Here is a 24,530-nt window from a genome sequence, read left to right as displayed (position 1 = left end):
GACAATTCCACGGCAAACAGGCTAGAATGTTGAGCAATCTGGGAGAAACAACCTATGAACTATCGAGAACATATAGAAATTGTTGCCGGGAAACGCAACGGCAAACCATGTTTAAAAAATAGCCGCATCAGCGTATACGATGTACTTGGCTGGATGGCCCAGGGAATGACAGCGAACGAGATCATTGAGGACTTTCCTGAATTAAACACCGAGAAAATTCAGGCGTGCCTGAGCTACGCAGCTGAACGAGAACACCACCTGACATCTATTCACGCGGCGTGAAACTATTACTCGATCAAAATCTGTCCCGGCGGATTATTCCAGCACTGTGCGAAAGCTACCCCGATAGTTCTCATGTAAGCTTGCTGGGCATGGAGACAACCACCGATAAAGAAATATGGGAATACGCCCGAATCCATGATTTCAGTATTGTGACCCTGGATGCGGATTTTCATGAACACAGTTTGTTGATGGGCGGGCCGCCCTTAGTCATTTGGTTAAAATGCGGCAACCAACCCAAAGCAACTATTTTAAAAAAATTACTGTCCAGCCAGACAGCTATTGAGGAAGCATTCATTGGCAATGAAACCTGGTGCCTTGAAGTTTACTGACAGCTCCCTTGTCCTTATCAATATACCAATACACAATAGCCCACTACTTGCCTTGGAAGCCCCCTGTCAGTGATCGACACTCTGCGCCACTACGAAACCCCTGAAGGTATCGAACTCAAACTGCCACTGGCTGGCCCGGCGGTGCGTGCCAGTGCCTGGCTGATCGACATACTGATTCGCAGCGCGATCTTCCTTGTAGCCTGGTGGATATTTTCACTCCTGGGCAAAGTGGGTCGGGGCGGCCTGTTAATTATGGTGTTTCTGCTGGAGTGGTTTTACCCGGTGGTGTTCGAGGCTATTCGCGGTGCCACACCGGGCAAAAAGGTGATGGGCCTGCTGGTGTGTCAGGACAATGGCACCCCGTTGAGCTGGAGCGCTTCGCTGTTGCGCAACCTGCTGCGAGTGGTGGACTTTTTACCGTTTTTCTACGGCTTTGGTTTGCTCAGCACTCTGCTCAATCGCGACTTCAAACGCCTTGGGGATCTGGCAGCGGGTACAGTGGTGGTGTATGCACCGGACAAAAACAGCGAAAAGCCCCTGCCGCAACAAAGACCCCTGCCACCGCCCTGCCCGCTGGACTTAACCGAACAGCAGGCCATTACCAATTTTGCCGAGCGCAGCAGTGGCTTTTCCGATGCCCGTGCCCGCGAGCTGGCCAACATGCTGTCGCCCATCACCCGGGCACCGGCTGAAAAAGCCACCAATACACTGCACGGCTATGCCCAGTGGTTGCGGAAAGGGAGCTAACTTTGCTGTTCAACACCTTTATGTCAGATTGCGCAGGGTGGATTAGCCACAGGCGTAATCCACCGATTCACTACGCCAGACTTGGTGGATTACGCCTGCGGCTAATCCACCCTACCGTCTCTATCAGGCAGGATGCCAGATGAAACAGCAGGCATTTGAACAACTGTATACAGAAAGCTGGCAGCAATTTGATCAACTGCTGGACGACCTGGATCAGCGCACACCTCAGCTACCCATCGAGCAACGCCAGCAGCTACCCGCTCTGTACCGTCGTCTGTGCGCCCACTACGCGCTGGCCCAACAACGCCACTACAGCCCTCACCTGGTGGCGGTATTGCATCAGCGGGTCATGCGTGGCCATCAGCACCTGTACCGCAGCAAGTCATCCGGACTGTGGCGTCTGGTGGAATTTTTGTGGGTCACCTTTCCCAACCAGCTGCGCCGCCACCACCGCCACTTTTGGCTGGCCACCGCGCTGTTTTACCTGCCAGCGCTGTTGTTTGGCATTGCCTGTTACCACAACGGCGATTTGATCTATAGCGTGATGCCCGATCAGTCAGTGGGGCAAATGGAATACATGTACGACCCGGCCAACGACCAGGTGGGGCGGGATTCCGAACGCAAGGCCGACAGCGACATCATGATGCTGGGCCACTACATCTGGAACAACGTCTCCATCGGTTTTCGCTCCTTTGCCATGGGCATGCTGGCCGCCATTGGCACGGTATTTATTACCCTGTACAACGGCTTTGTGATCGGTGGCGTGGCGGGCCATTTGAGTCAATTGGGTTTTACCGATACCTTCTGGCCATTTGTGTGCGGCCACGGCCCCTTTGAACTTACCGGTATTATCATTGCGTCCGCCGCCGGGCTGCGGCTGGGGCAACCGCTGCTGTCACCCGGCCCCTACCGGCGTATCGACGCCCTGAAAATCGCCGCTGGCGAGGCGGTACAAATACTGATTGGCGCTGCAACACTGATCACCGCCGCCGCTTTTATCGAAGCCTTCTGGTCCCCCAACCCACACATTCCCACCCCGGTGAAATACGGTTTTTCCGCCTTGATGTGGGTGATCACCATTCTTTATTTATGGCGCGCCGGGCGTGGCCGGGGGACAGCCAGTGCAGATTGACAAAATCTCCGCGCGCCTGCGCCTGCGCAACAACTGGGAGGCCATCGACCTGGGCTTCAGTCTGGCGCGCCAATGGTTCCTGCGCCTGTGGCTACTGTGGCTGATACCCGCCACCATCGTTACTGCCCTGTCATTGGCCTTGATTGACAGCGTGTTATTAGCACTGATTGTCGCCTGGTGGCTGCAACCCCTGTACGAACGCCCGCTGTTGCACTTTCTCAGCCGTGCCCTGTTTGGCGAATACCCATCGGTGCGACGAGAGCTGCGCCACTACTGGCGTTTGGTAAAGCCGCAATTACTGGCGACATTGTTGTGGCGGCGCTTTCACCCGGGGCGCAGTTTTGTAGAACCGGTAGTGTTACTGGAAGGGCTGAAAGGCAAAGTTCGCAGCCAGCGAATGAGTGTACTGGGGCTAGGCACCAGTGGCACCGCTATCTGGTTTGGTGTGCTGTGCTGGCTGTTTGGCCGCACCCTGGACGGATCACAAATTACTCTTCTGTACATGCTGGTACCGGAAGAACTGAACCTGTGGTATATGGAAAACATCGCCAGCCGCCTGCTTTCCTGGCAACAGGGGGAAGACCTGCACTGGCTGTCGGCGGTGATCTGGTTGATATCCGCCTCGCTGGTGGCACCGTTCTTTATCGCCGGAGGATTTGCCCTCTACCTCAGCCGCCGCACCCGCCTGGAGGGGTGGGACATTGAACTCGCCTTCCGGCGTATGGCCAACCGCCAGCAAAAACGCCGTGACAACGGCGCCAAAGCCGGGGCAACCCTGGTACTTCTTCTGGGCCTGTGCGGAACACTGTTATCCCCCCAGGCACCTGCGGATAAAGCGCCAGATCCGGTTGCTGACAAACAACTCATCGAAGAAATCACCGCCAACCTGGAATTCGGCGAACTGGAAACCCGCAAAGTATGGCGTGCCATCGACAAAGAAAAACCAAAAGCCGACTACAGCTGGCTGGAGAAACTGCGCGGCTTCTTTGAATGGCTGCAAAAAATACTGCCCGCACTGGGACTGTTCCTGAAAGTGGTTATTATTCTGTTGCTGTTGGCACTGATTGTCTGGCTCATCGTTCGCTTTACCAGCTGGCTGGACTGGCTCAACCTGCCGAGCAAAGGCAAGCATCGCAAAAAAGCGCCCCCCAGCAGCTTGTTCGGCCTTGAGCTGGGACGGCAATCACTGCCAGACGACGTGGCCGCCAGCGCCCTGCAACTGCTGGAAAACGGCCAAATTCGCGAGGCCATCAGCCTGCTGTTCCGCGCCGCTCTCAGCCATATGGTGCACCACAGCGAACTGCCCATCAGCGACAGCAGCACCGAAGGCGAATGCCTGCGGCTGGCCGAACGGCACCGCCCCGCCAGCGAACTGGGTTATTTTCGTCAACTCACCAATACCTGGCTGCTGCTGGCCTACGCCCACCAACCTCCCAGCGCCGAACATACCCGCGAGCTGTGTCACAACTGGGCACAACACTACCGCGACAACCGGCCAGCGGAATCCGGGGGCGACTCGTGAATTCAGACAGACGCAACCTGATTTTGCTGATTTTGCTGTTTGCCGTTGCCATCGGCGTCTACGTCTGGTGGTGGCTGCAAAACCACGAGCTGGTGGAACAGGAATTTCGCCTTAGCCCATCGCAGGAAGTGCGGAAAAACCCGTTCCGCGCCGCGCAGTTGTTTCTGCAGCGCAAAGGCTACCCGGTGGAATTGAGCAATGGCCTCAATCGCTTTCAGGCACTGCCCCCCAGCGGCGACATCATTATCGGCGAATACCTGGGAAGTCGCCTGCCGGATCATCGCGTAGACGAGTTGCTGGCCTGGGTGGAACAGGGCGGGCAAGTTCTCACCAGTGTGCAGCGCTCCTGGGTCGGTGACGACCCCGGCGCCGGAGACAAATTGCTGAGCAAGATGGGCTTGACCCTGTGGCAACACTACCACGACGAACGGGAAGACGATACAGACTGGCCAGACTTTGAAGTTATCACCACCACCCTGCAAAACGGCACTGACTTTGAGGTGGAGTTCGAGTACGGCCTGTCCCTGTACGACCCGGACTGGGAAAATCGCAAAAGCCACCAGGTGTCCAGCGAAACCAGTACCTACCTGCTGGCAGTACCCCACGGCGAGGGCTGGGTGATAGTAACCACCGACCTCGACTTTATGCGCAACCCCCGGGAGTACACCTACCGGGAAGACTCGCAGCCATCCATTCACCAACGAGATCACGCCTTTATGTTGAGCTGGCTGGTGGAATCCGTAAACACCGTCTGGCTGGTGCGCGGCATCGACGCCGAGCCGCTCAGCCAACTGATATGGCAACACGGCCGCCACACGGTTATCGCTCTGCTGGCACTGGTGCTGTTTTGGCTGTGGTGGCTGTACAACCGCTTTGGGCCGCTGCGCGCCAACATTACCCCGGAACGGCGCAACATTCTGGAACACCTGCACATGAGCGCCGTATTCGCCTGGCGCCAGGATCGCGCCCAGCAACTGTTTGCCGACACCCGCCGCGACATCGAACTGCTATTGCGCCGCAAACACCCGCAGATTGCCACCCTGCCAGTGGCAGAGCGCAGCGCTAAGCTGGCAGACGCGCTGTCCAGCAACAAATGCCAGCTGTCCGCCGAACAAATAGCCCGCGCCCTGCACCACGACTGGCAGGGGGAGCGGGAATTTATTGAACTCACCCATTTACTGCAACAGATACGGAAGACGCTATGAACGACACCACTGAGGCAAATAGCAACCCGAACGCAAACGCACTGGCAGCCGCCATCGACGATCTCAATCGCCTGCGCCAACAAATTGGCCGCGCCGTTATCGGCCAGAATGCAGTGATTGATCAGGCACTGGTATGCCTGGTGGCGTCCGGCCACGCCCTGGTGGAAGGGGTGCCAGGGTTGGGCAAAACCCTGTTGGTGCGGGCCCTGGCCAAAGCCGTGGGGGGCGAGTTCAGCCGGGTGCAGTTCACCCCGGACCTGATGCCCAGCGATGTTACCGGCCACGCCATGTACGACATGAAAAGCGAGCAGTTCCGCATTCGCCGTGGCCCGGTGTTCTGCAACTTTCTGCTGGCGGACGAAATCAACCGTGCCCCGGCAAAAACTCAATCGTCGCTGCTGGAAGTAATGCAGGAACAACAAGTCACCATCGAAGGCGAAAGTCACAAACTGGAGCACCCCTTCCTGGTGCTGGCCACCCAGAACCCGGTGGAACAGGAAGGTACCTATCCATTGCCAGAGGCACAGCTGGACCGCTTCTTGCTGAAAGTGCTGATCGACTACCCCAGCGCCGAGGAGGAAAGCACACTGGCTCGCCAGGTCACCACCGGCGCCACCGGCGACACACTCAACATTGACGATATCGAAACCGTATTGAGCCCACAGCGCGTGGTGGAAATTCAGCAACTGGCCACCGAGCTGGAAATGGACCAGCAAATTGTCGATTACGCGGTGCGCATTGTGCGCGCCACCCGGGAATGGAGCGGCATCGAATTTGGCGCCGGGCCCAGGGGCAGTATCTCCCTGCTGCGCGCCGCCCGCGCCCAGGCGCTGTTGAGCGGCAACCACTTTGTCACCCCGGACGATGTCAAACAGGCGGCCCCGGCGGTACTGCGCCACCGTATTCGCCTTACGGCGGATTTTGAAATTGAAGGCTACAGCCCGGACCGGGTGCTGGCGGACATACTGGACAATATTGATGCGCCGCGTGTTTAAGCCTACCGACCCGCTCCCCGTCATCGCGAAGGAGCGCAGCGACTGCGGCGATCTCCCGCTACAAAGTGCCACATTTCCGGAGATTGCCACGTCGCCCTGCGGACTCCTCGCAATGACGAAGTATTTTTGTGGGGCTACACGATGATTCGCCCCACCACCCGCCTGGTGTTGCTGCTACTGGCCTGGCTGTTGCTGGCGGTCGCCGCGGCCTTTGCGCCTGTACTGGTCAATGCCTGGGTGGTTTGCGCCGCTTTACTGGTTGCGGCACTGATGCTGGATGCCCTGTGGGTTCGCCAGCTCAACCAGATAGAAGCGGAACGCAAGGTCAACCACAACCTGCCCATCAATGCCTGGTCGGATATCAAACTGCGCCTGCGCCATCACCACCGCCGCACTCTGCACCTCAGTCTGCACGACCACGTACCCAGCAGTTTTCGCTACCGGGAACAGCCGCAACCGCTGATATTGCCCGCCGACAAGATGGCGGAAATCCGCTACCCGGTAAAACCGCAACAGCGGGGCAACGCCCGCTTTAGCGCGCTGGACTTGCTGATCAGCTCACCCCTGGGTCTGTGGCGCAAACGCCAGTTATTGCCATTGGAAAGCACCGTGCGGGTGTACCCCAACTTTGCCGAAATCAGCCACTACACCCTGCTGGCCACAGACAACAAACTCAGTCAGATGGGCGTCAGGCGGCGTCAGCGCCGTGGTGAGGGCAACGACTTTCACCAGTTGCGGGAATACCGTGACGGCGACAGCCTGAAGCAGGTGGACTGGAAAGCCACCGCCCGCCACCGCAAGGTAATTTCCCGGGAATACCAGGACGAGCGTGATCAGCAAATTCTGTTTATGGTGGATTGCGGCCGCCGCATGCGCCACAAAGAAAATGGCCAGGAACATCTCGACCAGGCACTCAACGCCATGTTGTTGCTCTCCTACGTGGCGGTGCGCCAGGGGGATGCAGCGGGCTTTATTTCCTTTGCCGGTGACGAGCGTTGGTGCGCGCCGCAAAAAGGTCAGGGGGCCGTCAATCAACTGCTCAACCAGACCTTTGACCTGCCCTCTACCATGGATGCGGCGGACTACCTGGGCACGGCACGGCGGCTGATGTCACTGCAGAGCCGCCGCAGCCTGATTGTGCTGATGACCAACACCCGCGACGAAGACCAGCAAGAATTACTGACAGCGGTGCAATTGTTGTCCCGCCGTCATCTGGTGGTGCTGGCGGATTTGCAGGAACCGGCACTGCAACAATCCCTGGAGAAAGACGTCAACACCCTCGACAACGCTCTGCAGTACCACAGCGTATACGACTACCTGCAACGGCGTCGCAGCCTGCACGAATCCCTGGGCCACAGCGGTGCCCTGTGCATGGACACCACCGCCGAACAGTTGCCGGTGAAACTGGTGAATCAGTACCTGGATATCAAGCGGGCGGGAAGGCTTTAAAGCGGCGGGCCGCGAGCTACTGGTTACGAGCAGATCGAGGTTGTTGTCATCCTGAGCGCAGCGAAGGATCTCGAAAGTTCGGCTGGTTATAAGATCCTTCGCTGCGCTCAGGATGACAGTTCTTGGGAGGCCTCTGTAAAAATAGCTTTATAGGAGCTGTACATGGTAAGCACCATTATCGGCGCCAGCACCAGCCAGCCCAGCCCCAGTGGGATGGTGGCCACCATACCCAAAACCAGCACCACCGCGCCACAGATAACCAGTGCGCTCATGCTTTCGTGCTTGAAGCCCCGGAACAGATGCTCCACGGACAATTCGCTGCCCCCTTCCAAGTCGGCACAGCCCATCATCATTCCCGCCACCAGAACATAGGTAAACAAACTCAGGGCGACGCTGCCCAGGGGCACAAACGAAATCACCACAGACATGCCAAACAGCACCAGGCACAGCAGAATCCAGATTCCCGGGCTGCGGGCAAACAGGGAAAAGGCCTCTTTTATCCAGTGCCAGCCACTGCCCACAGAGCAAGCTCTGGGCGCCACTAGTGAACGTTCGCCTGGCTGCTGTGGCTCTACCACATCCGCTTGCGGGGCCTGATAGGGATTGTCTTCAGTCATACTTCACTCCTTTGGCAGCACGCTCTAAAAAATGGGTAACTATTCAGCATGCCCTGTAACTTTTCAGATTGCGTGTCAAAACGTGCAGGGCAAGGCGAAAATTGTTGAGTTTACACGTGTAAATGATCAATTTTTAACACAGCCATGCGCGTTTTGACGCGTGAGCTGAATAGTTACAAAAAGTGAATGTAACCCTTTGGCCATTGATGCACAATGATCCACAGTTTTTGCCTTGGAGCTCGACTATGAAAAAGCTATCCCTGTTGGTATCCGCCGCCATCGCCAGCATCCTTATTAGTGGCTGCGCCCCGGAAGTGGGCAGTAAAGCCTGGTGTGAAGCCATGAAAGAAAAACCCAAAGGGGACTGGACCGCCAACGAAGCGGCGGATTTTGCCAAGCACTGCATCTTTCGCAGCGATTAGGCAGCCAATGTTTGACCTGCAAAAAGCCAGGGCCGATACCCCCGCCTGCGAACAATTAATTCACTTTAATAACGCCGGGGCGTCACTGATACCGGAGCCGGTATACCGGGCCGTGCTTGACCATTTGCAACTGGAGCAAACCCTCGGTGGCTACGAAGCCGCCGCTGCCAATGCCGATAAGCTCGACGGTTTTTACAGCGCTTTTGCCCGTCTGCTGAACGCCAGCCGCGACGAAATCGCCTTTGTGGAAAACGCCACCCGCGCCTGGGATATGGCGGTGTACAGTATTCCCTGGCGAGCGGGAGACCGGGTTCTGGTGCACCAGTCGGAATACGCTTCCAACTACCTGGCGCTGCTGCACCTGGCCCGTGAAAAAAGCATTATTATCGACCGGGTACCTTCTGGCGGCGATGGTGCCATCGACCTGCAGCAACTGCGGGAAATGATTCGGCCACAAACCCGCGCTGTATTTCTGACTTACATTCCGTCCCAAAGTGGCCTGGTCAACCCCGCCACCGAAGTTGGGGCAATCGCTCGCGACAACAAACTGCTGTACATACTGGACGCTTGCCAGGCCGTAGGGCAAATACCGGTGGATGTAAAAGCCATCGGCTGCGATATGCTCTCCGGCACCGGGCGAAAATTTTTGCGTGGCCCACGGGGTACCGGCTTTCTGTATGTGCGTGAAAACCTGATTGACAGCCTGCAACCGCCGTTTATCGACCTTCACTCCGCCCCCTGGGTGGCGGACGACCGCTATCAACTGCAAGCCAATGCCCGGCGCTTTGAAAACTGGGAGTGCTTTACCGCTGGCAAAATTGGCCTGGCAGAAGCCGCTGTGTACGCCATGGATATTGGCCTGGAGGCCATCCAGCAACGGCTATTTACCCTGGCAGACAGTCTGCGTAACAAGCTGCACGATATACCCGGTGTTACCGTGCACGACCCGGGCGCTCAACGCTGCGGTATTGTCACCTTTACCATCGCAGGCAAAGATGCTGAACAACTGGTGGCCACACTGCGGGAGCACGGTATAAATACCTCGGTCACCGCCCGCCACAATGCCCGGCTGGACTTTCAGCAACGGGATGTACCCTCAGCAGTGCGAGCGTCACTGCACTATTTCAATAATGACGAAGAAATCGCGAATTTTTGCCAGATTATCGAGTCGAAGGGCCAATAATTTTTAACTGTCATCCTGAGCGCAGCGAAGGATCTCATAGTGATGATCAGCAAAGAGAGTCTTCGCTGCGCTCAGAATGACAACTGTTTTAGCCAACAAGGAAATCCAATGTCAGTGGAAACAGCCGCTCCGCCACAAGCCCGCATCAGCGAATACAACCTGATCACCAAAACTCCGCTGCTGGACGGCAACGACCCGGAGGCAAAGCGCCAGGAAATCCGCCAGTATTTTCACGACACCTTTTCCCTGTACGAAAGCATTTTTGAATGCCTGGCAAACGACCAGGCGTTTTATACCCGCGCCAATCCCCTGCGCCACCCGCTGATTTTTTACTACGGCCACACCTCGGTGTTTTTTATCAACAAACTCAATGTGGCCAAGCTGATTAACCAGCGAGTGGACGAGCGCATTGAATCCATGCTGGCTATTGGCGTGGACGAAATGTCCTGGGACGATCTCAACGAAAACCACTACCACTGGCCCTCCCCCGCCGAAGTAAAAGCCCACCGCGACAAAACCCGGCAAGTGGTGGACCAGTTTATTGGCGACTGCGAGATCAGCCTGCCCATTCAATGGGATGACCCGCTGTGGGTTGTGCTGATGGGCATTGAACACGAGCGCATCCACTTGGAAACCACGGCGGTGTTAATTCGCGAGCTGCCGTTGGAATGCGTGCGGCCCCACGCTCTGTGGAGCAACATCTGCCGTCAAAGCGGTGCTGCACCCGACAACCAGCTGTTGTCGGTGAATGGCGGTAAAGTCGCCCTGGGCAAATCCCGCGACAACCCTGTGTATGGCTGGGACAACGAATACGGCCATCACTGTGAAGACGTGGCACCATTTAGCGCGTCTAAATATCTGGTATCCAATCAGGAATTTCTGCAATTTGTTGAAGCCGAGGGTTACCGCACCGAACACTACTGGACAAAAGAAGGTTGGCAGTGGGCACAGTTTCGCCAGGCGCAACACCCGGTGTATTGGGTAAAAAGCGAATCGGGCTACCGCTACCGCAGCATGCTGGAAGTGATCGACATGCCCTGGGACTGGCCGGTGGATATCAACTACCTGGAAGCGAAAGCCTTCTGTAACTGGAAGTCGGAACAAACCGGCAAACAAATTCGCCTGCCCACCGAAGCGGAATGGTACAAGCTGAGGGAACTGGCAAACACGGACCAACCAGACTGGCAGCAAGCGCCGGGCAATATCAACCTGGAAGGGGAGTTTTCTGCCTGCCCTGTCAACCGCCACCAGTTTGCCAACGGTTTTTATGACATTATCGGCAACGTCTGGCAGTGGACCGAAACCCCCATCGATGGCTTCGACGGATTTGAAGTTCACCCTATTTACGACGACTTTTCCACCCCCACCTTCGATGGCAAACACAACCTGTTCAAAGGCGGCTGCTGGATTTCCACCGGCAACTACGCCATTAAAGATTCCCGCTACGCCTTTCGGCGTCACTTCAACCAATACTCCGGCCTGCGCTATGTGGAGGGCGAAAAATTGCCAGACCCAACTCTGAACACCTACGAATCCTCCGCTATGGTGGCCCAGTACATCGAGTTCCACTACGGCGACGAACACTTTGGCGTGGCCAACTTTCCGGTGGCCTGCATCGCTGCCATCGAACCACACCTGGCGGGCCGCACCACGGAACGCGCCCTGGATTTGGGCTGCGCCACCGGGCGCTCGTCGTTTGAACTGGCGAAACACGTTGATCATGTAGACGCCATCGACTTTTCCGTGCGCCTGATCGAAGCCCCCACCAACCTGCAAAAAACCGGCTCTCAGCGCTACATTTTGCAAGACGAAGGAGAATTGGTTTCCTACAAGGAAATACAATTGAGCGACTTCGACGGTTACACCGAAGTGAAAGACAGAATCGCCTTTATGCAGGGGGACGCCTGCAACCTGGTGGAAAAATATCGCGACTACGACCTGGTGTTTGCTGGCAACTTGTTGGACAGGCTCTACGACCCGGCAAAATTTCTGCAACAAATCAAAGAGCGCATCCGCCCCGGCGGTTTACTGGTGCTGACCTCTCCCTACACCTGGCTGGAAGAATTTACCCCCAGGGAAAAATGGCTGGGCGGTTTTAAAGCCAATACCGGAGAGAATTACGATACGTTAGAAGGCTTGCAGGATCATCTGAAACCAGAGTTCAAACTGCTTGCCGAGCCACAGGACATTCCCTTTGTAATTCGCGAAACCCGGCGCAAATTTCAGCATACGTTGGCACAACTGACTGTTTGGCAAAAACAAAGCTGACAGCACGCCTCTTCGAGGCTACAGGACGCCAGCAAGCTGGCTTGATCTGCTGTACCCTGTAGCCCGCAAAGCGGGCGCCCTGTAAGCGCGCAGCGCGCCCTATGTCCTCTGCCTCACCGCCTCAAACAAACATACCCCCGTCGCCACCGACACATTCAAACTGCTGACGCTGCCCGCCATGGGCAGTTTTACCAGGCTGTCGCATTGCTCGCGAGTCAGGCGGCGCATGCCTTTTTCTTCCGCCCCCATCACCAGGGCCAGTGGGCCTTTTAAATCCGCGTGGTAAACCAGCTCATCGGCTTCACCAGCCGTGCCCACCACCCAAATTCCAGCATCCTGTAATTGTTTTAAGGTGCGCGCCAAATTGGTCACCACCACAAACGGCACCGATTCCGCCGCACCGCAGGCCACTTTGCTGACGGTGGGTGTAATACCGACAGAACGATCTTTGGGGGCAATAACCGCATGCACCCCGGCGGCATCCGCAGAGCGCAGGCAGGCACCCAGGTTGTGGGGGTCGGTCACGCCGTCCAGTACCAGCAAAAATGGCGGCTTATTGAGCTGTGCCACCAGTTGCAGCAAATAATGCTCGTCCCGTACCTCACCACCTTCGCACAGGGCCATGACCCCCTGATGGCGACCCTCAGCGGCCTTGTCCATCTCCTTGCGATTTACCCAAGTGATGGCCGTGCCATGGCGTTCGGCCATTTGCACAATTTTTTTCATGCGCTCGTCATCGCGGCCCCGTTGCAGGCGCAGCTCTTTAACTTTTTCCGGGTTGGTTTTTAACAGCGCTTGCACCGCGTGCAGGCCGTATTGCCATTCTTTTGAAGTCACGTCGTATTCCTATGCCGACTGTCATCCTGAGCGCAGCGAAGGATCTCGGCGTTGCCACACTTGTGAGTTCCTTCGCTGCGCTCAGGATGACATCTTTGATGTCACTTACGCCGCACCGGTCTTTTGCTCGGCCCTTTTTTACCGCGCCCTTGCTCCGCCTTCATCTGCGCCATAAATTTGTCTTTGCCTGATATTTTTTTCGTCGCGGGCGGTGGTGCTTTGGGCTGTTTCTCGGCCAGCTCAAAATCGATTTTGCGCTCGTCCAGATTAACCCGAACCACGGTTACCCGCAGCTTGTCCCCAAGGCGGAATACCCGGCGGGTGCGCTCGCCAATCAAGCGATGGTGGGAAGGGTCGTGGTTGTAATAGTCTTTGGGCAGGTTGGTGATATGCACCAGACCCTCGATATAAATATCCTGCAATTCAATAAATAAACCAAAATTAGTTACCGCGCTGACCACACCATCCAACTCGTCACCCACATGCTCCTGCAAATATTCGCACTTCAGCCAACTGACCACTTCGCGGGTGGCCTCATCAGCGCGGCGTTCGGTCATGGAGCAGTGCTCTCCCGCCTCCATCATGGCGGCCATGTCGTAGGGGTAAATCTGTTTGGCAGTCAGTGCCGGCGCACCGGACACGCGCTTTAAACCTGCCACACGCTTTTTACTGCGCAGCAGGTGCCTGATCGCTCGGTGGGTAAGCAAATCCGGGTAGCGGCGAATGGGCGAGGTAAAGTGGGTGTAAGCCGGGTAGTTGAGACCAAAGTGGCCGATATTTTCCGGGTCGTACACCGCCTGATTCATGGAACGCAACATCACCGTTTGAATCACATGACGGTCCGGGCGCTCGCCGATTTGCGCCAGAACTTTTTGCATGTCTTTGGGTGATGGGGACTCACCGCCTCCCAGACCAAGACCCAACTCACCAAGAAACTCCCGCAACGCAGTGAGTTTTTGTTCTTTGGGGTGCGCGTGAATGCGGTACAGGCCGGGCAATTTGCTCTTTTCCAGCAACTGCGCGGCGCAGACATTGGCGCACAGCATACATTCTTCAATCAAGCGGTGAGCGTCGGTGCGTTCACTGGGAACGATCTGGTCGATCTTGCGCTCGGCATTAAACAGAATACGGGTTTCGGTGGTTTCAAAGTCGATGGCCCCGCGCTGACCACGAGCCGCTAGCAGCACCTGAAACAACCGATACAGATGATCAATATGCTTGACCACGGACGTGAATTGCTTGCGAACCGGGCTGTCTTTTTCCGCCCGCTGAGCAATCATTTGCGCCACCTGCGTGTACGTCAGGCGAGCGTGAGAGTGAATGACCGCCTCATAGAACTGGTACTTTTTGACCTCGCCATTGGCGGCGATTTTCATTTCGCACACCATCCCCAGGCGATCTACCTGGGGATTCAGCGAGCACAAACCGTTGGATAATTTCTCCGGCAGCATGGGCACCACCTGCTCCGGGAAATACACGGAGTTGCCCCGCTCCCAGGCCTCTTTATCCAGAGCACTGCCCACGGGCACATAGTGGGATACATCGGCAATGGCCACGTACAGCGTGTGACTACCCATGCGACCCGGCTTGCAATACACCGCATCGTCAAAGTCGCGGGCGTCTTCGCCGTCGATGGTGACAAAGGGCAAGTGACGCAAATCCACCCGCTGCCATTTGTCCGCCTCGCTGACTTCATCCGCTATTTTTGCACACTGTTCAGTCACCGCCGCTGGCCACTGGTTGGGAATACCGTGGTTGCGGATGGCAATATCAATTTCCATACCGGGATCGAGATGGCTGCCCAGCACTTCGCTGATTTTACCGGTAGGCATGGTGTGGCGATCTGGTGGCGAAACAATCTCCACCACCACAACCTGGCCTTCTTTCGCGCGGCCAATATCCCTGGGCGGCACCAGAATATCCTGGGGGATACGGGGGTTTTCCGGGCGAACAAAAAACACGCCGCTCTCGGTAAACAAACGCCCCACCAACTGACTGCTGCCCCGCTCCACCACCTCGACAATGGAACCTTCCACCCGGCCACGGCGGTCGTGACCAGAAGCGCGCACCAGCACCCGGTCGCCATCCATTACCCGGCGCATCTGGCGGCTGGACAAAAACAGGTCGTCGCCCCCGGCATCCGGCTTCACAAAACCAAAACCCTCCGGGTGGCCGATCACCCGGCCCTTGATCAGGTTCATCTTGTCCAGCGGGCCAAAGGCATCCCGGCGATTACTCACCAACTGGCCGTCGCGACACATGGCAATCAGACGGCGACGCAACGCCTCTACCGGCTCTTCACCCCGCAATTTCAGCGCCTTGCACAGCTCAGGATGAGTCATGGGGCCAATGCTGTCGCGCAGGTAATCGAGGATAAACTCGCGGCTGGGAATGGGATTTTCATAACGCATCGCTTCGCGGGCGGCGTGGGGATCTTTGGGGTTTCTTTTCTTGCTCAAAAGGCTCTACTTTTCACTGATTTGCGCCGCAGTAGCGGCTTTGCGGGCATTGTAGCTCATGGACTGAGACAATCCTTGTTTTTTTCGCGGCGGGCGTTGACAAGGGAAAGCGGGATCAGTAAAGTGCGCTCCTCGCTGGCACTGGCCAGCAGATTTCCCGCTGCCCAGGTGGTGAAATTGGTAGACACGCTAGCTTCAGGTGCTAGTGCTCGCAAGGGCGTGGAGGTTCAAGTCCTCTCCTGGGCACCATTTTGAAAAACATCGATAGACCACGAGAGACCACTTAAGACACTGATTCTTAAATGGTTTTTTTATTTTCAGAAGCCAATCATCTTGTCTCTCATCGTCTCGAATTGTCCCTTCTGTGGAACGTGAGTGGAACGCAGAATTGAAAATTTAGCGTCCATTTCGATGGCTCACACTGGCCTGCTGTTAGCCTTTATACATCTCTCTGCGCTATCACACTCTGCCTGACAACGACTGCCTGACGAATACATTCCCAACACCCTAAGTGTGGTCAAGCAAACCGCGAACCTGATCTAACACATTATCTGTGTGTACTCTATCAAGCGACCGCCAGCGCCAATCCAAGCAGTGCAAGAGTGATGAAATTGGTAGACATGGGAGATTAAAATCTCCTACCAGCAAGGGCGGGCCGATTCAAGTCCGGCCTCTGTACCATCCCCTCCCTTTATTAAGCGCAACGGTTTATTTTCCACCCCACACCAGCCCCTAGAAAAAGTCATGGGATACACCTGGGATACAAACTGAAAAAACCTCCCTCAACTTTGAGCAACCCTGGCAGCCCCAGTAAAAGCTACTCTGGGCAATGCCTCTGAGACCTAGCACTTCAGCCAACGCCCCACAATGAAGGTACAAAATGAACTGCGGGCGACTGATTCAAGATGCTATGCGTCTAGATTAGGTGCGAGATAGAGAAATGACCCCGATCTGCTGGTAAAGGTATCTTAGGTAAACCGAAATTTCTTAACCTGACTGTTTAGAAGGGATTATGGAAAATAAGGTTGTTTAATTCCGTATTTTCCCTTATTTTCACATTTTCGCTGCAAATACGAGCACAGTGATGAACAACGACATCATGACAGTTAAAGAGGTAGCCGAATACCTCAAAATCACCGAAAAGACCGCGTATCGTCTGACGGCAGAAGGCAAGATACCCGGATTTAAGGTAGGTGGCGCATGGCGTTTCCGACGCACGGAGATCGAAATCTGGATTGAGAATCAATCAAAAAAATCCAGCGACAGCAACGGCGGAAAGTAACCGAAGCCAGAACGCTCAACCAAGGAGATCAGGAGCTCCTAATGACTGAGATGAATCAAACAAGGCTGGAAGACCTGAAAGCTGGCGCTTCGGTTCAAGGATTGACCCCTACTGGCACTGCCAAGGTCGTCAATATCGAATGGTATGGCGATCAGGCCGTTAAAGTCATATTTGAGGACGCGCACGGCGGGGTTCAAAACCGTCTAGTTTATCGAGATGAAGAACATACCCTGAAGATAGCTTCGGCCGGACGTAGCTGGTCATTCGACGCTGACGGCGAAATGCTTCGCCTGGTGACAGAAGCGAATCGTATCAAACTGGCGCACCACTTCGACCCTTACCTCGCCATACATACAAGTCTGGTTCAACCCTTGCCTCACCAGATAACGGCTGTGTACGGAGAGATGCTGCCAAGGCAACCGCTTCGCTTCCTGCTAGCGGATGACCCCGGCGCAGGTAAAACGATTATGGCGGGCTTGCTAATCAAAGAGCTTATCGCGCGGGGTGATCTGGAACGATGCTTGGTCGTTGCGCCGGGAAGTCTGGTCGAACAGTGGCAGGATGAATTGGGCGACAAATTCAATCTTGAGTTTGACATTCTCAGCAGAGATATGATCGAAAATTCGCGTTCAGGGAACCCGTTCAATGACCGCAACCATATGATCGCCCGACTGGACGTCTTGGCGCGAAATGAGGAATTACAAGAAAAACTCATTCGATCTCAAGAATGGGATTTGATTATCTCGGACGAAGCGCACCGTATGTCCGCCAGCTATTTTGGCGGCGACGTAAAGTACACAAAACGCTATCAGCTCGGTCAGAAGCTCGGACAAATCTGTCGACACTTGCTTTTGATGTCTGCTACGCCGCACAACGGCAAGGAAGAAGATTTCCAGCTCTTCATGGCGCTCCTGGACGGAGACCGCTTCGAGGGGCGCTTCCGTGATGGCGTCCACTACGCCGACACGCAAGATATGATGCGGCGCCTTACGAAAGAAGAGCTGTTGAAGTTTGACGGAACGCGTTTGTTCCCGGAGCGCCTGGCTTACACCGTCAAATACGAACTTTCCGATGAAGAGGCTTCCTTGTATTGGAGAGTCACGGATTACGTTCGTGAAGAGATGAACCGCGTAAGGCGTTTCGCGGAGGAAGACGCCAAGAAACGAAACAATGTCGGGTTCGCGCTTCAAATCCTTCAGCGCCGCCTTGCCTCTTCCCCCGCCGCGATCTACCAGTCGCTCAAGCGTCGTCGTGAAAAACTCGAAAACGAGCTTGCAGAAGCACGGTTAATTGCACGCGGCAAGAAGAAAGCCCTCGCCCATGAAGATGAGTATTTAAGCAACGAGGTACTCGGCAATATTGATGAGTACGGAGAAGAAGATATTGAGGCTTTCGAGGAAACGATTTCCACGACGGCGACTACGGCTGAGACCATTGAGCAGCTTCAGATTGAAGTAGAAACACTTAAAGACCTCGAACAGAAGGCTCTAGGTGTATTGCGCTCCGGCAAGGACACGAAGTGGCTGGAGCTCAACAAAATCCTCGATGACGATCTAATGATCGACAGCGACGGCAACCGCCGAAAGCTTATTATTTTCACGGAAGCCAAGGATACGCTTCAGTACCTGGCGGACAAGATCAGAACCCGACTCGGCAAACCGGAAAGTGTCGAAGTCATCCACGGCGGTGTCACACGAGAAGAACGCCGAAAAGTCATCAGCCGTTTTATGCAAGATCGTGAACTACAGGTCCTAGTGGCAAACGACGCAGCCGGTGAAGGTGTGAACCTCCAGCGCGGGCATCTGATGGTGAACTATGACCTGCCGTGGAACCCGAACAAAATCGAACAGCGTTTTGGTCGAATTCACCGTATCGGTCAGACAGAAGTTTGCCACCTATGGAACCTCGTCGCCGCCGATACGCGGGAAGGTGAAGTCTACGCACGCCTGCTAGAAAAGCTGGAAACAGCGCGGGCAGCACTCGGCGGCCGCGTTTACGACGTGCTGGGCAAAGAGCCGTTCGAAGGCACTTCCCTTAAAGACCTGCTCTGGGAGGCTATCCAGTACGGTGAAAGCGATGAGGCAAAGGCCAAGCTCTTCGAAAAAATAGACGGGGCTGTCGATTACCACCATATCGAAGAACTGCTCAAGAAACGCAAACTTACCAATGACATGATGGCTGAATCTGATGTCGAAAGCATTCGACTGGAGATGGAACGGGCCGAGGCACAGCGTTTACAGCCGCACCATATCCAAAGCTTCTTTATAGAAGCGTTCAAACACCTGGGCGGTCGCTTCAAGAAGCGCGAGGAAGGCCGGTTCGAGATCACGCACGTACCCGTGCGTATCCGGGAGCGTGACCGTCTGATCGGCAAAGGCGCACCTGTACAGAAGCGCTTTGAGCGTATTTGCTTTGACAAGCAATACATCAACCAACAACCCGTGGCCGAGTTTGTCTGCCCCGGACACCCGCTTCTGGAAGCAGTTATCAGCCTGATCAGAGATCAATACGGCGACCTGATGAAACTGGGCGCCGTCATGGTCGACGAAAGTGATCCGGGAGAAGACATTCAGGCTGTATTCCTCATGGAACACAGCATCGAGGATGGACGCAAGACAAGTTCAGGAGCGAACCAGATTGTTTCGCAGCGGCTTCAGTTTGCCAGTATCCGGGAAGACGGAACTGTCGTGAACGCAGGTATTGCGCCACACCTGAACCTGAGATCGGCCGCAACCGAAGAATTGTCGGCGGTAGAAGACGAGTTGAAAGGACATTGGTTATCAGATGACCTTGAATCAGAGGTAAAGAAGTTCGCAATCATTGAGCTGGCACAAGAGCATTTGAAAGAAGTCAAAAACCGGAGATTGCCGGAAATCGAAAAGACTGAACGAGAAGTTCAGGCTCGATTGAAGAAGGAAATCAATTACTGGGATGGGCGGGCCTTTGAGCTGAAAGAAGAGGCCAACGCCGGAAAGAAGACAAGGCTCAACTGGGAAAACGCACAAAGACGCGCCGAAGACCTGGCAGATCGCCTCAAGCGCCGAATGGAACAACTGGCGCAAGAGAAAAACATAACGGCCAGCGCACCCCTGGTGCGAGGCGGTTTGATCGTCGTGCCTAAAGGGTTGCTCGCCAAGAAACAACCTTCCGGCGCTCCGGCTGAATTCGCAGCCGATGCCGCAAGCCGACGCCAGATCGAAATCATGGCGATGAACGCCGTGATGGATGCAGAGCGCTCACTTGGAAACCTGCCTGAAGATGTATCGACCGCAAAAGTTGGCTACGACATCGTGTCCCTGAATCCCGATACGAAAAAGCAACGATTTATCGAAGTTAAAGGCCGCATAGACGGCGCGAACACGATCACAGTCACGCGAAACGAGATCATCACCTCACTGAACAAGCCGGAGGACTATATTCTGGCTATTGTGCAGATCAGTCAGGAATCTGCGCAAGAACCCCGATATGTTTGGCAACCTTTCGAGGTAGAGCCTGCTTTCGGTGTAACAGCGCAGCAATTCGAGCTGAAACACCTCTTGAGCAAATCTGAGGTTCCCAGATGAGTGCTCACCCTGCCTACTTTGAACCCATACGCCAGGAAACAGCAGAACTCTGGGAGCAGCTCGAAAGCAATCCAGTGCTGTCGGCCCCCTGGCGGCAGTTGTTCAAGCAGGTTCAAAGTCCGCGCCACATCGTTTCTGAACTTTTGCAGAACGCCGACGACGCGGGGGCATCCGAGGCAAAAGTCCGTATCGAAAACGACACCTTCATTTTCGAACACAACGGCGAAGATTTCACTGAAGAGCATTTTAGGTCGTTGTGCAGGTTCGGCTATTCGAACAAGCGCGCACTGCATACAATCGGTTTCCGGGGCATAGGGTTCAAAAGCACCTTCAGTCTGGGTAAGCGCGTAGAACTCATTACCCCGACGCTTACCGTAGCCTTCAATCATCAGCGTTTCACCGAACCTCAATGGTCGAGCGAGACTTCCCCTACAGAAGAATTCACGACGGTTCGCGTTGCCATACAGGACCATCACCGCAGGACTGAAGTCGAAAAGAACCTCAAGGAATGGCTAAAAAGCCCCGTGTCACTGTTGTTCTTTAAGAACATCAGGCGTATCCAGATCGGCGAAGATATACTTCATTGGGGCAGCCTCGGTCCCGGCCCGGTAGAGGGCACGGAATGGCTCGCATTGCACGACAATGAAGACGAGAGCTACCTGATCGCACGGTCCAGGCTGGAACGCTTCCCGGCAGAGGCGTTGGCCGAAATCCGTGATGAGCGCATGCTCTTTGAAGACAAGGAGACAGACTTTCCACCCTGCGCCGTTGAGATCGTCCTTGGCGCGAAAGGACGTCTATACGTTGTCCTACCCACAGGGGTCAAGACTTCGCTGCCGTTTGCCTGTAACGCGCCCTTTATACAGGACCCTGCGCGTCTCAAGATCAAGGACCCCGAAACATCACCCACGAACCGGTGGCTGTTGAATCGTGCAGGAAGACTCGCCGCAGAAGTGATGCTCAAGTGGTTGGAAAAATCGAAACAGCATCCGGCTGAAAGAGCGCGCGCCTATGCGCTCATGCCAGACGTAGACCAGGAAGATACGTCGCTGGAGGGAACCTGTGGAACAATCGTCGAGAAGTCGTTTGCAGATTCAATCCAGGACGAAGACCTTTTACTAACTGATGATGGCGAGCTGGTCGCAAAAGAACAGTGCATCATTATTCCCAAAGCACTTTTTGAGGTTTGGCCTGACGGGCAAGCGGCCGCACTCTTAGATGAAACCGGAAGACCCGCATTCTCCCATGATGTCACCAGTAAGGATCGAAAGAAGTTACTTAACTGGGGACTGATAGAGGAAGTCGATGATGAGGACGTATTGGAAGCTCTTCAGGAAAAGCATCTTCCAAAACCTGAAAACTGGCACCGCCTTCTCAGCCTCTGGTCCTACATCGCGCCGATCATAACGGGGTATCGTTTCCATTGTCCGAAAGGAGCGCTGCGCATCGTCCCTGTTCAAGGCAAGGACGTGCTTTATGCAGCAAACGAGGTAGTGCGCCTTGGCGAGAAGAAGCTCATTCCTACTGAAGAAGACTGGCAGTTTCTTGGCGACAGGCTTTCCGTGCTCAATCAGAACTGGCTTCGATACCTGACAGACAGGCGGCGACTATCGGAGCTTGACGGCAATGAAGGACTCGCCCGGCAAGTCGAAGATGCTGATACCGTTCTGAAAGAAATCGGTTTAAGCGAACCGAGCGATACTGGAAAAGTCATCGACAGGGTCGCCGTCGATTTCTTCGCATCTAAGGAGAAGACGCTCAACGATGCAGTACGCATAGCACAGATAGCCGCTAAACTGGGTGCAAGCACGGGAGACGCCTTCCAATTTGCCTGTGAGGACAAGCGACTGCGCAGCGTCAACGCGAAAATTCTGTGTGACTTCGATGGATCACTTGATCTCATGCTGCCCGAAAAGTGGTGCGAGACGCATCTGTTACATACCGCGTATCTGCGCTCCTTCACGTCATGCTCGCGTGAAGAATGGCTTCAATGGATTGAAAGTGGACGGGCAGGGATTCACACATTTGTGCCGCTCAAGCAAATCGAATCTAGCTACATGCCTCTCAGGGACATTGAGCCCGAGCTAAAGCGTCGAAGTTACAATGGTCCGTTTAACCCGCGATATAAGAGCCCTTGGTTCAAGATCGGCGATTGGGATTTCGATAAAGAAATTTGGCGGCATTGGGAAGAACTCTCGGTAGAAGACAAGTCGATTTGGGGGAAAGTCGCGGAGAGAATTCTCTCGGCCCCGCAAAGGTATTGGACCAGTTCGACCACGGCCACAGTGACTGAAGAAGCACAGAATGGGCGCACTCAACGAGTTATTCGCGACGGTTTGCTGCCACAGTGGATTCTGAGACTACGTAACGAGAAGTGCCTGCGTGATACGCACGGTATGCTGCGGAAACCTGCCGAACTTCTGCGGAGAACCCCAGAGACAGAAGCTTTGCGGGATGTCGAACCATTCGTCGACGCGCATCTGGATAATCCTACAACAGCTCCTTTACTGGAGCTTTTGGGTGTAGGCGATTCACCGACAGGACCAGACAAACTTATAGTCCGGCTACGGGCACTTTCGAAGGGTACGAACCCTCCGCCTCACGAAGTCGAGAAATGGTATCGGAGACTGGACGAACTTATAGACGGATGCTCGACCAGTGATTTCACTGACATCAAATCAGCCTTTGAAAACGAACGGCTTATTCTGACTGAAAACGGATCGTGGGTGACGAGCGCAGGCGTATTCCTGCATGCCAATGAGGAAGATGCCCCCGGCGCGGAAACTGTGCGCACGTCCGTAAGCGACCTGACAATTTGGCGTAAGATCGGTGTCGAGGATCGCCCGACACCCGAACTGGCAATTAAATGGCTGCAAAGCCTTCCAACCGGCCATCTATCGGCAGACGATCTTCGTCGCGCGCGCGCTTTGTTGCAGCGCCATGCACGCCGGGTCTGGGATGATTGCCAACACTGGCTAAGCCTCTCTGGTCGCTGGACGCCAGTCGAAGACTTCGAATATGCACTAACCCTGCAACCCCTTATCCCCTGGAGCCATCTGCACCAGTGGGTGAAAGACAAGACTGCCAATCTTCAGGACCTGCCCGTAGACATCACGCAGACAGGACCGTTTTCGGCACTTCCCCTTTTGGCGGCTCACGCCGAAGAGAAGTTTCACCGCAAGGGAACAGAAGCGGGCAAACCGGAGACGTGCGATTGGCTTACACAGTTGGGTCTGGAATTACAACGCCTCAAGCTAAAAGACGAAGAGGAAGCAGAGCGTATCCGAACTTTGGCGAGAGAGCTTGCTGTTACAAAGTGGCAAACAACACGTGAGCTGGAGATTATTTCCTATATAGACGGGAAGCCCGCTGGCACTCCCAGACAAGTCGATGCTATCTGGGCTGACGGCATTCTGCATGCCGAAGACAAAACACTAGGAAAACTCGCCAGAGCCGTGGCACTGGAGCTTGGTCGATCATTCAGAAACACGGACATCACAGATGCTATAAAACTCTGTTTCGACAGACCGCGAGCGTTCGTCACGGAATACATGGAAGGAAACTTCACACTGGTTCCACGGGAAGATGTTGTATCCCCCACTCGGGAACCTGCGGTTGATGCAGTCGAAACGCCGATACAGCCAAAAGGCCAAAACGACGTAGCAGATGATGATAATTCCATCCAAGAATCAGATGCAGAGTACACGGATGACACCATTGAAGACGAAACCTGCGAGGTTGACGACGATACGGAGACAGAGACTCCTCCCGAGCAGGAAGGCGATACTTCGGACCTCGAAGACGACGATGAGCTGGTCCTAAGACCCCGGCGCAAAGAGAAACCGCCAAAGCCAGGAATGATGGAACGCTTCGCACTGAGTGAAGGATTCCACAAGGATCACGACAGCCGCTTCTATGACGATCAAGGAAACTGGATCGCAAAGGCGAATGGCAGTTTGTTTCCGTGGGAACTCAGGTCAGCCAATGGCGAGATCAAGCGGCATTACTGGCCCAAGGACCACTGCCTTGAACGTGAACCACTCCAGCTCGAAGCTGAAATCTGGAGCATTGTCGAAAAATCTCCTGAGACATACGTTCTGATACTGGCTAATCTCGAAGGCGTACCCATCGAGATAACCGGTGATGAACTGCGCGAAATGCAGAAACGTGGCGAACTAACCCTGCACCCATCAACATACAGATTAGTGTTTGAACATGACCAAGGCCTATAAGAAAAA

The 24,530-nt window shown here is 55.0% G+C and carries 17 protein-coding genes and 1 tRNA gene; 15 read left to right on the top strand and 3 right to left on the bottom strand.

Features of this window, described 5'->3' with window-relative positions; translation table 11 throughout:
* Positions 1-54: 54 nt before the first annotated feature.
* From ACVBEJ_RS04670 to ACVBEJ_RS04635, 8 genes are all read left to right on the top strand, one after another.
* Positions 55-282: a DUF433 domain-containing protein gene (locus ACVBEJ_RS04670; RefSeq protein ID WP_447128443.1), complete on the top strand. Its 228-nt coding sequence runs from the start codon at positions 55-57 to the stop codon at positions 280-282.
* The gene (locus tag ACVBEJ_RS04665) at positions 279-611 is read left to right on the top strand and encodes a DUF5615 family PIN-like protein (RefSeq protein ID WP_447128442.1); all 333 of its coding nucleotides are present in this window, start codon (positions 279-281) and stop codon (positions 609-611) included. The genes ACVBEJ_RS04670 and ACVBEJ_RS04665 overlap by 4 nt, the downstream gene beginning before the upstream one ends.
* A gap of 69 nt (positions 612-680) precedes the next feature.
* Complete coding sequence (locus ACVBEJ_RS04660) at positions 681-1,358, top strand: RDD family protein (RefSeq protein WP_447128441.1); 678 nt, start codon at positions 681-683, stop codon at positions 1,356-1,358.
* A 139-nt stretch (positions 1,359-1,497) separates the two neighbouring features.
* Positions 1,498-2,490 carry a stage II sporulation protein M gene (locus ACVBEJ_RS04655; RefSeq protein ID WP_447128440.1) on the top strand — a complete coding sequence of 331 codons (993 nt, stop codon included), beginning with the start codon at positions 1,498-1,500 and terminating at the stop codon, positions 2,488-2,490.
* Positions 2,480-4,012, top strand: a complete 1,533-nt coding sequence (locus ACVBEJ_RS04650; protein ID WP_447128439.1) for a DUF4129 domain-containing protein — start codon at positions 2,480-2,482, stop codon at positions 4,010-4,012. The genes ACVBEJ_RS04655 and ACVBEJ_RS04650 overlap by 11 nt, the downstream gene beginning before the upstream one ends.
* Positions 4,009-5,217, top strand: a complete 1,209-nt coding sequence (locus ACVBEJ_RS04645; protein WP_447128438.1) for a DUF4350 domain-containing protein — start codon at positions 4,009-4,011, stop codon at positions 5,215-5,217. The genes ACVBEJ_RS04650 and ACVBEJ_RS04645 overlap by 4 nt, the downstream gene beginning before the upstream one ends.
* Complete coding sequence (locus ACVBEJ_RS04640) at positions 5,214-6,212, top strand: AAA family ATPase (RefSeq protein ID WP_447128437.1); 999 nt, start codon at positions 5,214-5,216, stop codon at positions 6,210-6,212. Before ACVBEJ_RS04645 ends, ACVBEJ_RS04640 begins: the two co-directional genes overlap by 4 nt.
* Before the next feature lie 141 nt (positions 6,213-6,353).
* Entirely contained in the window at positions 6,354-7,661 is a 1,308-nt protein-coding gene (locus ACVBEJ_RS04635; RefSeq protein WP_447128436.1) for a DUF58 domain-containing protein, read from the top strand.
* Between the two features lie 107 nt (positions 7,662-7,768).
* On the opposite strand, the gene ACVBEJ_RS04630 is transcribed toward ACVBEJ_RS04635, so the two are convergent.
* Positions 7,769-8,278, bottom strand: a complete 510-nt coding sequence (locus ACVBEJ_RS04630; protein WP_447128435.1) for a BPSS1780 family membrane protein — start codon at positions 8,276-8,278, stop codon at positions 7,769-7,771.
* Between the two features lie 245 nt (positions 8,279-8,523).
* Here ACVBEJ_RS04630 and ACVBEJ_RS04625 point away from each other — a divergent pair, with 245 nt between their 5' ends.
* From ACVBEJ_RS04625 to ovoA, 3 genes are all read left to right on the top strand, one after another.
* Entirely contained in the window at positions 8,524-8,700 is a 177-nt protein-coding gene (locus ACVBEJ_RS04625) for a DUF3012 domain-containing protein (RefSeq protein WP_447128434.1), read from the top strand.
* A gap of 7 nt (positions 8,701-8,707) precedes the next feature.
* Positions 8,708-9,883 (top strand): aminotransferase class V-fold PLP-dependent enzyme, encoded by a 1,176-nt coding sequence (locus tag ACVBEJ_RS04620; protein WP_447128433.1) that lies wholly within the window; start codon positions 8,708-8,710, stop codon positions 9,881-9,883.
* Positions 9,884-9,991: 108 nt separating this feature from the next.
* On the top strand, positions 9,992-12,151 hold the full coding sequence (gene ovoA, locus ACVBEJ_RS04615; RefSeq protein WP_447128432.1) for a 5-histidylcysteine sulfoxide synthase: 2,160 nt from the start codon (positions 9,992-9,994) through the stop codon (positions 12,149-12,151).
* Between the two features lie 99 nt (positions 12,152-12,250).
* On the opposite strand, the gene rlmB is transcribed toward ovoA, so the two are convergent.
* Positions 12,251-12,988: a 23S rRNA (guanosine(2251)-2'-O)-methyltransferase RlmB gene (rlmB, locus tag ACVBEJ_RS04610; RefSeq protein WP_447128431.1), complete on the bottom strand. Its 738-nt coding sequence runs from the start codon at positions 12,986-12,988 to the stop codon at positions 12,251-12,253.
* A 101-nt stretch (positions 12,989-13,089) separates the two neighbouring features.
* Entirely contained in the window at positions 13,090-15,447 is a 2,358-nt protein-coding gene (rnr, locus tag ACVBEJ_RS04605) for a ribonuclease R (RefSeq protein ID WP_447128430.1), read from the bottom strand.
* A gap of 162 nt (positions 15,448-15,609) precedes the next feature.
* Here rnr and ACVBEJ_RS04600 point away from each other — a divergent pair.
* The 4 genes from ACVBEJ_RS04600 (at position 15,610) to ACVBEJ_RS04585 (ending at position 24,524) form a co-directional block, all read left to right on the top strand.
* Positions 15,610-15,696 (top strand) — tRNA-Leu (locus ACVBEJ_RS04600).
* An 835-nt stretch (positions 15,697-16,531) separates the two neighbouring features.
* Positions 16,532-16,729 carry a methylation-associated defense system helix-turn-helix domain-containing protein MAD1 gene (gene mads1, locus ACVBEJ_RS04595; RefSeq protein WP_447128429.1) on the top strand — a complete coding sequence of 66 codons (198 nt, stop codon included), beginning with the start codon at positions 16,532-16,534 and terminating at the stop codon, positions 16,727-16,729.
* A 41-nt stretch (positions 16,730-16,770) separates the two neighbouring features.
* Entirely contained in the window at positions 16,771-20,292 is a 3,522-nt protein-coding gene (locus tag ACVBEJ_RS04590; protein WP_447128428.1) for a helicase-related protein, read from the top strand.
* On the top strand, positions 20,289-24,524 hold the full coding sequence (locus tag ACVBEJ_RS04585) for a sacsin N-terminal ATP-binding-like domain-containing protein (RefSeq protein WP_447128427.1): 4,236 nt from the start codon (positions 20,289-20,291) through the stop codon (positions 24,522-24,524). The genes ACVBEJ_RS04590 and ACVBEJ_RS04585 overlap by 4 nt, the downstream gene beginning before the upstream one ends.
* The last annotated feature ends 6 nt before the right edge of the window (positions 24,525-24,530 follow it).

This window comes from Porticoccus sp. GXU_MW_L64, from assembly GCF_052983295.1.
Note: the sequence above shows the minus strand (reverse complement) of the source record. Positions and strands in the feature narration are given on the sequence as shown.